Source organism: Synechococcus sp. RedBA-s (genome assembly GCF_024345495.1).
Taxonomy (GTDB): domain Bacteria; phylum Cyanobacteriota; class Cyanobacteriia; order PCC-6307; family Cyanobiaceae; genus Regnicoccus_A.
Genome location: NZ_JAGQBF010000007.1, coordinates 59,677 through 73,213 on the forward strand (window position 1 = coordinate 59,677; position 13,537 = coordinate 73,213).

Genomic DNA, 13,537 nt, shown 5'->3' on the forward strand with positions numbered 1-13,537 from the left:
GCCGGCGCTGCTAGTTTGCCGTGACAGCTGTTTTCGGGCCGTGACCGCCACCCTTTCTCGCTCCACCTTCACGGGCCTGCGCTGCAAGGAATGCGGTCACCCCTATGAAGCGAGCGCCCGCCACGTCTGTGAAGACGTCTGCTTCGGCCCGCTTGAGGTTGTCTACGACTACGACGCCATCCGCGCCCGGGTCAGCCGGGCCTCGATCGAAGCCGGCCCCACCTCCATCTGGCGCTACCGCGAGTTCCTGCCGATCGAAGGCGATCCGATCGATGTGGGCACCGGCTTCACCCCTCTGCTCAAGGCCAACCGCCTGGCCCGCCGCCTGGGGCTGAAGAACCTCTACATCAAGAATGACGGGGTCAACATGCCAACCCTCTCCTTCAAGGACCGGGTGGTGTCGGTGGCGCTCACCCGGGCCCGCGAACTGGGCTTCACCACCGTGAGCTGCGCCTCCACCGGCAACCTGGCCAACTCCACCGCCGCCATCGCCGCCCACGCCGGCATGGAGTGCTGCGTCTTCATCCCCAGCGACCTGGAGATGGGCAAGGTGCTGGGCACCTTGATCTACAACCCCACCCTGATGGCGGTGAAGGGCAACTACGACCAGGTGAACCGCCTCTGCTCCGAAGTGGCCAACACCTACGGCTGGGGCTTCGTCAACATCAACCTGCGCCCTTACTACTCCGAAGGCTCCAAAACCCTCGGCTACGAGGTGATCGAGCAGCTGGGCTGGCAGCTTCCGGATCACATCGTGGCGCCCCTGGCCTCCGGCTCGCTGTTCACCAAGATCCGCAAGGGCTTCGACGAGTTCATCAAGGTGGGCCTCGTCGACGAGAAGCCCGTGCGCTTCAGCGGCGCCCAAGCCGAGGGCTGCTCCCCCATCGCCCAGGCCTTCGCCGAAGGCCGCGACTTCATCACCCCGGTGAAGCCCAACACCATCGCCAAGTCGATCGCCATCGGCAACCCCGCCGACGGCCCCTACGCCATCGACCTGGCCCGGCGCACCAACGGCTCCATTGCCGCCGTCAGCGACCAGGAGATCATCGACGGCATCAAGTTGCTGGCTGAAACCGAGGGTGTATTCACCGAAACCGCCGGCGGCACCACCATCGCCGTGCTCAAGAAGCTGGTGGAGGAGGGCAAGATCGATCCGGGCGAAACCACCGTGGCTTACATCACCGGCAACGGCCTGAAAACCACCGAAGCCGTGGCCTCCTCCGTGGGTGAACCGTACACAATCGAGCCCCAGCTCGCCAGCTTCAATGCCGCCTGGGAGCGGGCCCAGTCGCTGCACCGCGCCAGCTGGGAACCGATCAGCGTCTGAGGCCGGCACTTCGGCATCAGCTCGGTTTCACTTCGGCACCCAAATCCACCCATGCCGTGCCCACCGAGCTCCACAGGTCCACAACTCCAAAGCTCCAGGCCACTCCTCCCACCATCCTTTGCCGGCGGCTGCTGCCGCCTTCCACTTCCGTCATGGCGATTCAGGTTCTGATCCCCACCCCCCTGCAGAAATTCACGTCGGATCAATCCAGCGTCGAGCTGGAGGCCACCAACGTCGATGGGCTGCTGCAGGCCATGGAGGGCCGCTTCCCCGGCATCCTCGCCAGGCTCACCGATGAGAACGGCAAGCTGCGGCGTTTCCTCAACGTGTACGTCAACAGCGAGGACATCCGCTTCCTCGACAACCAGGCCACGGCCCTCGCCGACGGCGATGAGGTGAGCATCGTGCCCGCCGTGGCCGGCGGCTGATCAGGCAGCGCGACCGATGGCTTTCCCAGCCCAGGTGTGCGTGCGAGCACCCAATCGGGCTGGGATCGTCCATAGGCTCAGCGCATTACATGTTGTGCGCGGCTGGATCCATGACCCAAGCTCCCGAAGCCCCCGTGGCCCTACGGCAGGATCAGAGCGTCGCCCTGTCGATGGCCGCGGCGGGCAAGGCCCAGCTCTTTGATTACCGCCAGGCCGCCAACCCGGTGCGGCGGGGCCTGACCGAACCGATCCCGGAGGGGCGCTGGGGGCCTGAACTGCACGCCAGCGGCCCCAGCGCCATCCTTCCCCTCGATCTCAGCGACGAGCTGGACTGCCGGGGTCCAGCCACCAGCCCGGCCCTGAGCGCCAATTTCATCCGCATCCTGGCGGGTGAAACGATCAGCGCCGGGGCCAACGCCACCAGCTTCCTTTTTTATGTCTGGCGCGGTGCAGGCCGTTGCCGGAGGCCGGCGGGCGCCCTCGGCGGCCCGGTGGATCAGCCCTGGAGCCAGGGGGATCTCTTCGTGCTCCCCTGCGGTGAACCGGCCCAGCTGGAGGCCCACGAGGAAAGCGTCCTCTACTGGGTCCACGACGAACCCTTGCTCAATCACCTGGGGGTGAGCGCCGATCGGCCCCGCTTCGAGGCCACCCACTACCCGGGGGAGTGGCTGCGGCGGGAGCTGGCGGCCCTGGCGGCCGACCCCAGCAGCGCCCGCAGCAACCGCCTCAGCCTGCTGCTGGCCAACAGCGATCTGCCCAGGAGCCGCACCGTCACCCACACCCTCTGGGCCATGTACGGGCTGGTGCCGGCCGGAGCCATCCAGGCCCCCCACCGGCACCAGTCGGTGGCCCTCGATCTGGTGATCGCCTGCGCCCCGGGCTGCGCCACCCTCTCGGGGCCCGAGCTCAATGCCGATGGCACGATCCGCAATCCCCTGCGCATGGAGTGGGAACCGGGGGCGGCCTTCGTGACCCCGCCGGGCCACTGGCACGGTCATGTCAACGAGAGCGGCGAAGACGCGCTGCTGCTGCCGATCCAGGACGCCGCCCTGCACACCTACCTGCGCAGCCTCGACATCCGCTTCAGCTGAGCCTGAGCTTGAGCCTGATCTGGCCCAGCTGATCAGGCTCAGGCGTGGCCCGCCACCGGCAGGGCCTCAGAGGAAGCGGAGCCGGATGGCAGGGCGCCACTGGCCTCGAAGCGATCAACGATGACGCGGAACTCCTCGCCGCCGAGGGTTTCCTGCTCGATCAGCCGCTCCACCAGTTCATCCATCAGCACGCGCCTGGGGCGCAGCAGGGTGAGCGCCTGGTCGAGGGCCTGCTGGGAGAGCTGACGCACCTGAAGATCGATCTGCCGGCCGGTGGTTTCGGCGTAGCTGGGACGGGTGTGCAGCAGATTACGGCCGAGGAAGACCTCGTGGCCGTCGCCCTCCAGGGCCACCTGGCCGAGGGGAGAGAAGCCGTAGCGGGTGACCATCTCGCGGCTGATGCGGGTGGCCATCTGCAGGTCACCGGAGGCGCCCTGGGTGATCTCGCTCGGGCCAAAGACCACCTGCTCGGCGGCGCGACCGCCCATGACCACCACCAGCCGGGCCTGCAGGTAGGCCTTGCTGATCAGCCCTGAATCGAGGATCTCCTCATCGGGCATGGTGCGGGCAAAACCGCCGACACCGCCGGAGCGTGGCAGCAGGGTCACCTTGTCAAGCTTGTCGGCATGGGGCACCAGCGAACTGAGCAGGGCGTGGCCGATCTCGTGGTAAGCGATCAGGCGTTTCTTGGCACTGTCCTGCAGGGGGGCCACCGCCAGACCCATGGTGATGCGTTCAAGGGCATCACTGAGGGACTGGTCGTCGATGCTGCTGCGCTGGTGGCGGGCGGTGAGGATGGCCGCCTCATTGAGCAGGTTGGCCAGATCGGCACCGGAGAAGCCCGGGGTGCGCGCCGCCCAGGTGCCCAGCGACACCGAGGGATCGAGGGGGCGACTGCGGGCGTGCACCGCCAGGATCGCTTCGCGGCCAAGGCGGTCGGGCAGGTCCACCTGGATCTGGCGATCGAACCGCCCCGGCCGGGTGAGGGCCACATCGAGCACATCAGGGCGGTTGGTGGCCGCGATCAGGATCACGCCCGAGTTCTGCTCGAAGCCGTCCATCTCCGTGAGCAGCTGGTTAAGGGTCTGCTCCCGCTCGTCGTTGCCGCCGCCGATGCCAGCGCCGCGCTGGCGGCCCACCGCGTCCACCTCGTCGATGAAAATGATGCAAGGAGCCTTCTCCTTGGCCCGCTTGAACAGGTCACGCACCCGGCTGGCGCCCACCCCCACGAACATCTCGACGAATTCCGAGGCGGCCATCGAGAAGAAGGGCACCCCCGCCTCACCGGCGATGGCCTTGGCCAGCAGTGTCTTGCCAGTGCCGGGAGGTCCCACCAGCAGCACACCACGGGGGATCTTGGCGCCAAGGGCGGTGAAGCGCTCCGGCTGACGCAGGAAACTCACCACCTCCTGCAGTTCGGTCTTGGCCTCATTGATGCCCGCCACGTCCTCGAAGCGGACGGCCACCGTGCCCTCCGGCTGCAGGCGCGGCTGACTGCGGCCGAAGCCCATCGCCTTGCTGGCCACCTGGGAGGAGCGCCGCAGCAACAGGGTGAGCCCACCCAGCAGCAACACCACCAGCAGCACGTTCACCAGCAGGCCGGCGGTGGACTCGTCCTGGCGGTCGTCACGCACCGTGAGCGGAACGCGGCTCTGCTCCGCCGTGCGCAGCAGCAGCGAATCGTTGGCGAAGACCGGGACCCGGGTGCTGCTGCCGTCCTTGAACTGCACCTGAACCTCCCGCTGGCGAGGGGAGAGCTCCAGCTCCTTGATCGTGCCGCCCTGCATCAGCTTCAGCAGCTCGCTGTAGGAGGGCGGCGGCTCAGTGGGGCGCCCCAGACGGCCCAGCAGACCGCCCTCCCGTGAGGGAGTGGCTGGTGGGGTTGGTGAGGGGGTGGCCTCCGGCTGGGCCGGTGCCGCCGCCAGAAGTGAGCGGGCTCCCTCCGGCCAAAGAGGGAGCACCGGACGCGGGCTGCTCACAGGGTTCTGCTTCTCAAACGAGCTTAGCGATTTGACGAAAGGCCTCACGACAGCGGAAGATCGTTGTTTGGCTGGTCGGGCGGGATGGCTGTTCCCAAGAAGAAAACCTCCAAGGGCAAGCGCAATCAGCGCCATGCCCATTGGAAGGCAAAGGCAACCGTGGCGGCTCGAAAAGCGATGTCGCTGGGTAAGGCCGTTTTGAGTGGACGGGCTCAGGGCTTCGTCTATCCCATTGATGAATCCGCCGAAGAAAGCGAGAGCTGATCAACAGCTCATCGCTAGTCACGGTGCCTCCTTGGCCGGGCCGCTCCAGATGCAGCGGCGCTGGCCATCGAGCTTGATCAGAGCCGTGGCCGCAGACGACGAGCCAAGCGCTGATGTCGCCAGGGGATCCTGATAAAGCTCAGGGGGCAGCGAGGCCAATGTGGCTTTTGCCATGGCAATCACCTCCGGGGCCTGGAGTGCCTGGCCAGAGCAGCGGCGCTGGCGGGCTTCGGCCTGAAGGCGCCAGCGCAGGGGCAGGCTCCAGCGGCAGGGCCTGAGCAACCACAGCCCCTCAAGCTGATCCCAGAGCGACTGGTAGGCCTGCAACTCCCGGTCCCAGCGCGGTAACCAGGCCAGTTCTGCAGAGCTGAGGGGGCAACTCCACGGCTGCATCGGCTCGGCCATGGCCGCCGAGAGGGCGCTCTCCCCCAGGGCCCGGCAGCCCACCAGCCAGCCCTCCAGCACCAGCACATCCACAGCCTCGAAGCGGCGCCAGCCGGCCCGATCACCCACACCGGCGCGTAGGCGCTTGTCGAAGCGAGGCAGCTGCCATGGCTCCCCCGAGCGCCAGCGCCGCAGGCACTCCAGCAGCAGCGGCAGATCGTGGCTGCCGGGCGGAACGCGGCTGACGCCGAAGGGATTGCCCGCCAGCCTCTGCAGTCGCTGCTGGTAGGGCAGATAGGCGTCATCGATCGAGACCACCGCCAGGCGGAGGCCGAAGCTGGGCGCCAGGCGCTCCAGCGCTCGTCCCAGGGTGGTCTTGCCGGCCCCCACCGGCCCATTGAGCCCGATCAGCAACGGGGAGCTGCCACTGCCGCTGCCACCGCTGAGCCTGGAATGGCAGCCGCTGAGCAGCGGCAACACCAGACCCCAGAGCAGGCTGGGATGGGGCGGGCCCTCCCAGTCCCCGAGGCGCTGGGACCACAGCTGGGCCCAGCCGAGCGGATCGCTGACGCCACAGCGGGCCAGGAGCAACCGGTGGGGCTCCGGCGGGAAGGACCAGGGCCAGGGCCAGGGCAAAGGGACAGTGCTCACGAGCCGAGCTTGAACCCCTCCAGCACCACGGCATAGACCACCCCGAGCCGCAGGTTGTCGCAGAGCACCCAGCCCAGGGAGGGCTCCCCCCGCACCCAGTGGCTGCGCAGGCGAGCCAGCAGCTCCACCAGCAGCACCAGCAGCAGCACCACCAGCGGACGCGGCCCCAACTGATACAGCACGAAGGAGGTGACGTTGTTGCCAGCGAACAGGCCCAGCAGCAGGGCCAGCAGCGCCAGGCTGCGGTGGCGCCAGTTCCCCCGCCATCCGGAGAGAGCCGTGCGGCCGCCGCTCTCCAGGGCCTGCTGCAGGCGGGTGGATTGCACGGGCAACGGACTCATGGCATGGCTGGCAACTGCTCCAGGTAGGAGAGCGTGATCTGGCCGCCGGCACAAGCCGGGCCCCGCAGCACCCTGGTGGGCTCCAGGCCATCGGTGAGGCTGGAGGCGGCGCTGAAGCGCGTGGTTGGCAACTTGATTGTGGCGGCACTGAGGGTCACCAGGCAGCGCAGACCGGCCGACGTGGCCGCCGCCAGGCCCGCCGGGGAATCCTCCAGGGCCACAGCTTCACCAGGCTCCAGCCCCAGGCGCTGCAGGGCCAGGCGGTAGGCCTCGGGATCGGGTTTCTTGGCGGCCACGTCCTCGGCACAGATCCGCAACGGCAGCAGCTGACTCAGCTCCCTGAGCTGGTTCTCCAGCAGGGCGGCCACCGCCTCACGGCCGCTGGTGGTCACGATCGCCTGCTGCAGGCCGGCCGCCGCCGCCGCCTCGATCAGGCGGCGCACGCCAGCTCGCAGCTGAACCTCACCGGCCACCACCAGCTGGCGGTAATGCAGCTGTTTGGCCTGGTGCAACGCCTCCAGCAGCGAGGCCTTGGGCTCCCCTCCCTGCTGCCGCTGAAGAAACCCGCGCAGCCGCTCACGGCCACCACTGATCGCCAACAGTTCGATGTAGGTGGCTCGGTCCCACTGCCAAGGCAGGCCGAGCTGGTCAAAGGCCCTGTTGAAGGCCACCCGGTGACCGTCCAGTTCGGTTTCAGCCAGGGTGCCGTCCACGTCCCAGAGCAGGGCGCGCAGGGAACCCTGAGCGGCAAGGGCTTGCATCCAGCGACGCTAGGAGCTGGAGGTGAGCCGATCAGAATGGCCCCACTGCCCCGAGGATCCCCTGCCCTTCACACCGCCTGAGCAGCGCTGGCAACTGCCCGCACCCCTGCCCCCCAGCCTTGACGGGGCCCAGGCCAGCGGAATGGCGGCCCTGGGGCTGCCGCCGGAGTTGCTGGCGGTGCTGCACCGGCGGGGCTTCGACAGCCCCGAGGCGATCCAGGAGTTGCTGGATCCCCCCGCCGCCCCCGACCCGCGCGAGCACTTCGCCGATCTGGCGGTGGCGGTGGAGCGGCTCGTGCGGGCCTGCGCCGCGGCGGAGGCGGTGGCGATCTGCGGCGATTACGACGCCGACGGCATGACCAGCACGGCCCTGCTGGTGGGGGTGCTGCAGCGGCTGGGGGCCCGTCCCCAGGCCGCCATCCCCAGCCGGCAGGAGGAGGGCTACGGCCTCAATGCCGGCATGGTGGAGCGGCTCCGGGGCGAGGGGGTGCGCCTGCTGGTCACCGTCGACAACGGCATCTCCGCCCGGGAGGCCCTGGAGCGGGCCAGGGATCTGGGGGTGGAGGTGATTCTCACCGACCACCACACGCTCCCCGCCGAGCACCCGCCCTATCTGGCCCTGCTCCATCCGGCCTGCACCCCCGAGGGTTCCCCCTACCGGGGTCTGGCGGGGGTGGGGCTGGCCTATCTGCTGGCGATGGTGCTCGCCAGCCAGCTGGGCCGAGCCGATGCCACCGCCATGGCCCTGGATCTGTTCTGCATCGGCACCGTGGCCGACATGGCCCCCCTGCTGGGGGTGAACCGGCGCTGGTTGCGCGATGGCCTCAGGCGGCTGCACGCCTCACCCCTGCCGGGCCTGCAGGCGCTGCAGCGGCTGGCGGGGCTGGGGGAGGAGCCCCTCGATGCCACGGCGGTGGCCTTCAAGCTGGCACCGCGCATCAACGCCGTGGGACGACTGGGCGATCCGGCCCTGGTGGTGGATCTGCTCACCACCGACGACCGAGACCGCGCCATGGCCCTGGCCCAGGACTGCGAGGCCCTCAACCGGCAGCGGCGGGAACTCTGTGAGGCGATCGAAGCGGAAGCGGTGGCCCTGGTGGAGGCCGATGGCCCCGAGCCCAGCCCCTTTGTGCTGCTCGCCCAGACCCACTGGCATCACGGCGTGATCGGCATCGTGGCCGCCAGGCTGGTGGAGCGCTATGGCCTGCCCGTGGCCCTGCTGGCCGGAGAGGGGGGCGGCCGGCTGCGGGCGTCGGTGCGGGCACCGAGGGGATTTGCGGTGGATCAGGCCCTGACCCACTGCGGCGCCCTGCTGGAGCGCTACGGCGGCCATCCCGCCGCCGGCGGCTTCAGCGTGAGGGCGGAGCGGCTGGCGGACCTGCATGAGCAGCTCAACGGGCTGGCGGCCAGCTGGCTGGGCGATCGCGGCAGCGGCTCGCCGGTGGAGCCGGAGGCCTGCCTGGAGCTGGAGCGCATCGGCCGGGGCTTCTGGCGCGACCTGCAGCGGCTCGAACCCCTGGGGGCGGGGTTCGCGGCGCCGATGTTCTGGAGCAAGTCCTGCCGGGTGATCAGCCAGCGGCTGCTGCGTGGTGGCCACCTGCAGCTGGAGCTGGAGCAGGGGGACTGCCGGCTGCGGGCGATCGCCTGGCGCTGGCAGGGGGAGGGCACAGTGCCGGAGCTAGTGGATGTGGCCTACCGCCTGCGCAGCGACAGCTGGCAGGGGGAGGAGCGCCTGCAACTGGAACTGGTGGGCCTGCGCGACAGTGGCGGCGGAACCGTGCTGCTCAGGCGGCGACAGCGCTCTTACTGGTGCCGACGCCAGGGGGATGGGGTGCTGATCCGCAACGAGGAAGGCCGGGAACTCCATGTGGAGCTCCCAGCGCTTGATCAGCCGGCTTACCTGCGCGGCCTGATCGACGAGGCCGCCCTGGCCTTGGGCCTTCAAGTCTGAGCCCGGTTCAGAGGGCGCCGCGCCTGTAAAAGAGGATGAAGATCACAGCTGGGCCCGCCAGGGTGATCAGGGCCAGCGCCATGAAGTTGGCGATCAGATGGAAATCAATTCCCATGGATGCGGCGCTCGGATAAGGACTGTCCAGGAGTCAGCCTAAGGGCCGCCTGGGCCGCAGGTCCCGGTGCTCCCATGCCACTGTGACGCCTTGTCACAGCCGTTGGAGGCGATTGGATGGGCGCCGGACCCCACTGGAGTTGCATCAGCGGCTGCGGCGCCTGCTGCCGTCTGGACCCGGAGCAGCGCAGCGAAGCCCTCGAGGCCCTCAGTGAGCAGCAGCGCCAGCTCTACCTCTCAATGGTGGGAGCCGATGGCTGGTGCCGTCACTTCAACACGGGCTCCAGAAGCTGCCGCATCTACGCCGATCGGCCCGAGTTCTGCCGGGTCGGTGCCCTCGCCCAGTTGTTCGCCGTCCCTGAGGATCAGGAGGAAGCCTTTGCGATCGGCTGCTGCCGCCAGCAGATCCGCGAGGAATATGGGGGGCGCTCGGTGGTGATGCGTCGCTTCGAGCGGGCCACCCGGTTGACGGGTGGCCCATTTGCGTCCCCTGGCCCCAGCGAGCACCAGACCCAGCCATGAGCGAGCCCGTCGATTCCGATCTCAGCCCCAGCCCCGAAGCCAGCACCGAGAGCGCCAGCGCGGGCTCGTCGGATTTTGTGGCGGTGGCCGCCACCACTTTCACCACAGTGTTTCTGGCTGAGCTGGGCGACAAGACCCAACTGGCTGCGCTGCTGCTCTCCGCTGAATCCGGACGGCCCGGGGTGGTTTTCGCCGGCGCCGCCCTGGCCCTGATCTGCTCCAGCCTGGTGGGTGTGCTGCTGGGGCGCTGGCTGGCGGCGGTGCTGCCCGCCCAGCGCCTGGAGCGCATCTCCGGGATCCTGATGGTGTCCCTCGGCCTCTTTCTGGGGGGGCAGGCCAGCCTCCGCCTGCTCCAGCCCGTCCTCGATCTCCCCAATCCCTGAGCCTCCGGCGCCGCGATGCAGCTCCCCCTCCTAGCCTCCACATTCCTCACTGTGTTCGTGGCCGAGCTGGGCGACAAGACCCAGCTCACGATCGTGACCATCAGCGGCACCTCCAGCAACACCCTGGCGGTGTTCCTCGGCAGCGCAGGCGCTCTGGTGCTCGCCAGCCTGCTGGGGGCCCTCGCGGGCGGCTCACTCTCCAGCGTGATTCCCCCCGATGCCCTGCAGCTGGCGGCCTCCCTGGGCTTCCTGGTGATCGGCCTGCGGCTGATCCTGCTCTCCGGAACCGACGCTCCGTAAAGTTGGAGTCGGAGACATCGATGCCCCGGGGCTTCGCTGCACGCCCCTGCCGGCATCATGCCGCGCGCCTCAACTCCAACTTCGCCCTGTCGTTTCGATGAAGTTCACGGTCGCCCACCTGCTCGAGCAGCTCCCCGCCGCCGACGCCCTGCCGGTGGCCAAGCTGGAGAAAGCGCTGGGACTGAGTCTCAAGCCTGATAAGTCTCAGCTGCGCATCGCCCTGGAGGGCCTGAGCCGGCTGGGGGTGCTGGTGGAAACAGAGGACGGCATCCAGCGTCGCCAGGACGACACCTTGATCGAGGCGCGCCTGCGCTGCTCCAGCAAGGGCTTCTGCTTCGCCCTGCGCGAGGACGGCGGTGAGGACATCTACATCCGCGACCACCAGCTCAACCACGCCTGGAACGGCGATCGGGTGCTGGTGCGCATCACCCGCGAGGGCGGCCGCCGCCGCTCACCGGAGGGAGGGGTTCAGTGCATCCTCGAGCGGGCCACCACCCACTTGCTGGCCCAGGTGGAACAACAGGACGACCGGCTGCTGGCGGTGCCCCTCGACGACCGGCTGCTGACCTCGGTGGAGCTGCCGGGCTCCGACGCCAGCTACCTCGATACCGAGAAGCAGTCGGTGGTGGAGGTACTGCTGGACCGCTATCCAGTGGCGCAGTTCCCGCCCCTGGGCCACGTGGAGCGGCGCCTGCCGATCAACGGCGGCGAGGAGGCCGATCTGGATCTGCTGCTCACCAAGCACGGCCTGCGCCAGCGGCCGGCGGCGCCACGCTCCAGCCTCAAGGCCCCCAGCGACAAAGCGCGCGCTGACCTGACGGCCCTGCCCACCCTGCTGCTCAATGGCTGGAGTGGCAGCGACGCCCCGATCCTGCCCGCCTTCTCCCTGGAGGAGGGCGATGGCGGCCTGCGCCTATGGATCCACGTGCCGGCACTGGCGGAACGCTTCAGCCCCGGCGGCAGCCTCGATCTCTGGCTGCGGGAGCAGGGGGAATCGATCTGCCTGGGTCGTCGCTGGCTGCCGCTGCTCAGCCCGGCCCTGAGCAAGGCCGCTGCGTTCAAGCCCGGTGAAGCCAATGCCGCCGTTTCGGTGGGCCTGAGCTGCAACGAGCAGGGGGAGCTGAGCGACTACCGCTTTGCCCTCACCACCATCCAGGTGGACGCGGTGGTGGAGGCCAGCGCCCTGCAGGCCCTGGCGGAGCACAAGCCCAAGGCCCGCACGATCCCGGCGGCGCTCAAGCCGATCAAGGATCAGCTGCCCCAGCTGGAGCGGCTGCTGGAGATCACCGCCCTGCTGCGTCAGCGGCGTCTTGAGAGCGGCTCCCTGGAGCTGGATCTGCCCCGCCCCAGCCTCGAATCCCTCGGCGATCTCTGCGTCCCCTCGCCTGAGGAGCGCCGTTCGGGCTGGATGGTGCAGTTGCCCGAGCACCAGCCCACAGCCCTGATGCGGGAACTGCTGATCCTTGCCAGCCGCGCCCTCGGCGCCCACCTCTGTGCCCTCGGGCTGCCGGCCCTCTATGCGGTCAATCCGCCGGCCGACGGCAGTGAGATCAACGAAGTGGCCAAGGCGGCCCTCGGCCTCGACATCCCCGTGGAGCTCAGCGAGGACGGCAATGCCCCCGCCCCGAGGGACCTGGCGGCCACCTTCGCGGCCACCGATCGCAGCCGGGTGCTGCAACGTCAGCTCAGTGAAGTGATCCCGCCGATCCAGCTCAGCGCCAGCCCAGGCGCCCATGGCCTGGGCGCCGAATCGGCGGCCTACGCCCCTTGGTGCCTGCCCTCGCTGCACTACGCCGATCTCTGGAACCAGCAGCTCCTGGTGCTGCTGCTCACCGAGGGCAAGGACCGCCCCAGTGTCCGCCACAAGACCCGGGTGGATCTGGCCAGCGCCAGCTGCCACGGCACGATCGACTGGCCCCTGCTCACCCCCACCCAGATGAGCGAGCTGCAGCAGGGGCGCAGCGAGTCGATGCTGCAGCGGTTGAACGGCCGGGGGCGCTTCACCGCCGAGGTGGAGGCCGACCTGCTGGCCATGGCCCAGGCCCGGGCGGCGGAACCCCTGGTGGGTCAGACCCTCACCGGTGTGATCAGCGGCGTGCAGAGCTACGGCTTTTTCGTCGAGATTCCTCCCTCCCAGGTGGAGGGGCTGGTGCACGTCAGTTCCCTCAAGGACGACTGGTACGAATACCGCTCCCGCCAGAACCGTCTGGTGGGCCGCAAGAACCGCCGCACCTACATGCTCGGCGACCAGGTGGAGGTGCAGATCCAGAACGTGGATGCCCTGCGCCATCAGATCGATCTGGCCGTGCTGCTGCCGGAGGGCGACGACGAAGGCGGCGCAGAAGCTGATCCAGCCAGCGACGACGGGGAGGACTGAGCGGATGGATCCGGTGGTCCTGGCGGTCACGGGTGCCTCCGCCATGCCGCTGGCTGAGCGGGGTCTGCAGTTGCTGCTGGAGGCCGGCGAGACGGTGGAGCTGGTGGCCAGCCGCGGGGCCATCGGGGTCTGGCTGGCGGAGCAGGGGGTGCGCATTCCCTCTGAACCGGATCTGCAGGCCCGCTTCTGGCGGGAGCGCACGGGCGTGACCACGGGCCAGTTGCGCTGTCACCGCTGGAACGATCAGGCGGCAGCGATCGCCAGTGGCAGCTTCCGCACGCGAGGCATGGTGATCCTGCCGGCGAGCATGGGCACGGTGGGGCGGATCGCCAGTGGCGTGGCCCTCGACCTGGTGGAGCGGGTGGCCGATGTGCACCTCAAGGAGGGGCGGCCCCTGGTGATCGCCCCCCGCGAAATGCCGTGGAGCCTGGTGCACCTGCGCAACCTCACGACCCTGGCGGAGGCGGGTGCGCGCATCGCCCCGCCGATTCCCGCCTGGTATCACCGTCCCACCAGCCTGGAGGAAATGGTCGATTTTCTGGTGATTCGGGTGTTCGATGGACTGGGCTACGACCTCGGCTCCCTGCGCCGCTGGGATGGTCCGGTGGCCGCCGCCGCCAGTCTCTGAGTCCTGCCCACCGGTCTGATCTCCGGACTGTTCCCT

Annotated in this window: 15 protein-coding genes; 10 read left to right on the forward strand and 5 right to left on the reverse strand. The window is 69.0% G+C overall.

The genetic code is table 11. The features are described from left to right. The first annotated feature begins 40 nt into the window (after positions 1-40). The 3 genes from thrC to KBY67_RS04145 all read left to right on the forward strand — a co-directional run bounded on the left by thrC (position 41) and on the right by KBY67_RS04145 (position 2,846). Complete coding sequence (gene thrC, locus KBY67_RS04135) at positions 41-1,327, forward strand: threonine synthase (RefSeq protein ID WP_255109041.1); 1,287 nt, start codon at positions 41-43, stop codon at positions 1,325-1,327. Between the two features lie 152 nt (positions 1,328-1,479). Continuing rightward, a complete protein-coding gene (locus KBY67_RS04140; RefSeq protein WP_255109042.1) occupies positions 1,480-1,755 on the forward strand; it encodes a MoaD/ThiS family protein in 276 nt (91 codons plus the stop codon). A 110-nt stretch (positions 1,756-1,865) separates the two neighbouring features. Then, the gene (locus KBY67_RS04145; RefSeq protein WP_255109043.1) at positions 1,866-2,846 is read left to right on the forward strand and encodes a cupin; all 981 of its coding nucleotides are present in this window, start codon (positions 1,866-1,868) and stop codon (positions 2,844-2,846) included. Positions 2,847-2,884: 38 nt separating this feature from the next. Here the strand turns inward: KBY67_RS04145 and ftsH are convergent, their stop codons facing one another. Further along, complete coding sequence (gene ftsH / locus KBY67_RS04150) at positions 2,885-4,633, reverse strand: ATP-dependent zinc metalloprotease FtsH (RefSeq protein ID WP_399213907.1); 1,749 nt, start codon at positions 4,631-4,633, stop codon at positions 2,885-2,887. Positions 4,634-4,909: 276 nt separating this feature from the next. Between ftsH and rpmF the strand changes: the two genes are divergently transcribed. Beyond that, positions 4,910-5,089, forward strand: a complete 180-nt coding sequence (rpmF, locus tag KBY67_RS04155) for a 50S ribosomal protein L32 (RefSeq protein WP_255109044.1) — start codon at positions 4,910-4,912, stop codon at positions 5,087-5,089. Positions 5,090-5,107: 18 nt separating this feature from the next. Here the strand turns inward: rpmF and KBY67_RS04160 are convergent, their stop codons facing one another. Genes KBY67_RS04160 through KBY67_RS04170 form a run of 3 tightly spaced genes read right to left on the reverse strand, consistent with a single transcriptional unit; the run spans position 5,108 to position 7,226 of the window. Beyond that, on the reverse strand, positions 5,108-6,109 hold the full coding sequence (locus tag KBY67_RS04160; RefSeq protein ID WP_255109045.1) for a phosphoribulokinase: 1,002 nt from the start codon (positions 6,107-6,109) through the stop codon (positions 5,108-5,110). An 11-nt stretch (positions 6,110-6,120) separates the two neighbouring features. Then, entirely contained in the window at positions 6,121-6,465 is a 345-nt protein-coding gene (locus tag KBY67_RS04165) for a DUF565 domain-containing protein (protein WP_255109046.1), read from the reverse strand. Further along, positions 6,462-7,226: an HAD-IA family hydrolase gene (locus KBY67_RS04170; protein ID WP_255109047.1), complete on the reverse strand. Its 765-nt coding sequence runs from the start codon at positions 7,224-7,226 to the stop codon at positions 6,462-6,464. Before KBY67_RS04170 ends, KBY67_RS04165 begins: the two co-directional genes overlap by 4 nt. Before the next feature lie 22 nt (positions 7,227-7,248). Here KBY67_RS04170 and recJ point away from each other — a divergent pair, with 22 nt between their 5' ends. Next, entirely contained in the window at positions 7,249-9,177 is a 1,929-nt protein-coding gene (recJ, locus tag KBY67_RS04175; RefSeq protein WP_255109049.1) for a single-stranded-DNA-specific exonuclease RecJ, read from the forward strand. Positions 9,178-9,184: 7 nt separating this feature from the next. Here recJ and psb30 read toward each other — a convergent pair whose 3' ends face one another. Further along, the gene (psb30, locus tag KBY67_RS04180; protein ID WP_255109051.1) at positions 9,185-9,292 is read right to left on the reverse strand and encodes a photosystem II reaction center protein Ycf12/Psb30; all 108 of its coding nucleotides are present in this window, start codon (positions 9,290-9,292) and stop codon (positions 9,185-9,187) included. 116 nt (positions 9,293-9,408) lie between these two features. Here psb30 and KBY67_RS04185 point away from each other — a divergent pair, with 116 nt between their 5' ends. The 5 genes from KBY67_RS04185 to KBY67_RS04205 all read left to right on the forward strand — a co-directional run bounded on the left by KBY67_RS04185 (position 9,409) and on the right by KBY67_RS04205 (position 13,501). Continuing rightward, positions 9,409-9,813 (forward strand): YkgJ family cysteine cluster protein, encoded by a 405-nt coding sequence (locus KBY67_RS04185; RefSeq protein WP_255109053.1) that lies wholly within the window; start codon positions 9,409-9,411, stop codon positions 9,811-9,813. Beyond that, positions 9,810-10,196, forward strand: a complete 387-nt coding sequence (locus tag KBY67_RS04190; protein ID WP_255109055.1) for a TMEM165/GDT1 family protein — start codon at positions 9,810-9,812, stop codon at positions 10,194-10,196. Before KBY67_RS04185 ends, KBY67_RS04190 begins: the two co-directional genes overlap by 4 nt. 15 nt (positions 10,197-10,211) lie before the next feature. Beyond that, a complete protein-coding gene (locus KBY67_RS04195) occupies positions 10,212-10,496 on the forward strand; it encodes a TMEM165/GDT1 family protein (protein WP_255109057.1) in 285 nt (94 codons plus the stop codon). Positions 10,497-10,593: 97 nt separating this feature from the next. Further along, positions 10,594-12,873: a ribonuclease R family protein gene (locus KBY67_RS04200; RefSeq protein ID WP_255109059.1), complete on the forward strand. Its 2,280-nt coding sequence runs from the start codon at positions 10,594-10,596 to the stop codon at positions 12,871-12,873. A gap of 4 nt (positions 12,874-12,877) precedes the next feature. After that, entirely contained in the window at positions 12,878-13,501 is a 624-nt protein-coding gene (locus KBY67_RS04205; protein ID WP_255109061.1) for a flavin prenyltransferase UbiX, read from the forward strand. Positions 13,502-13,537 lie beyond the last annotated feature (36 nt).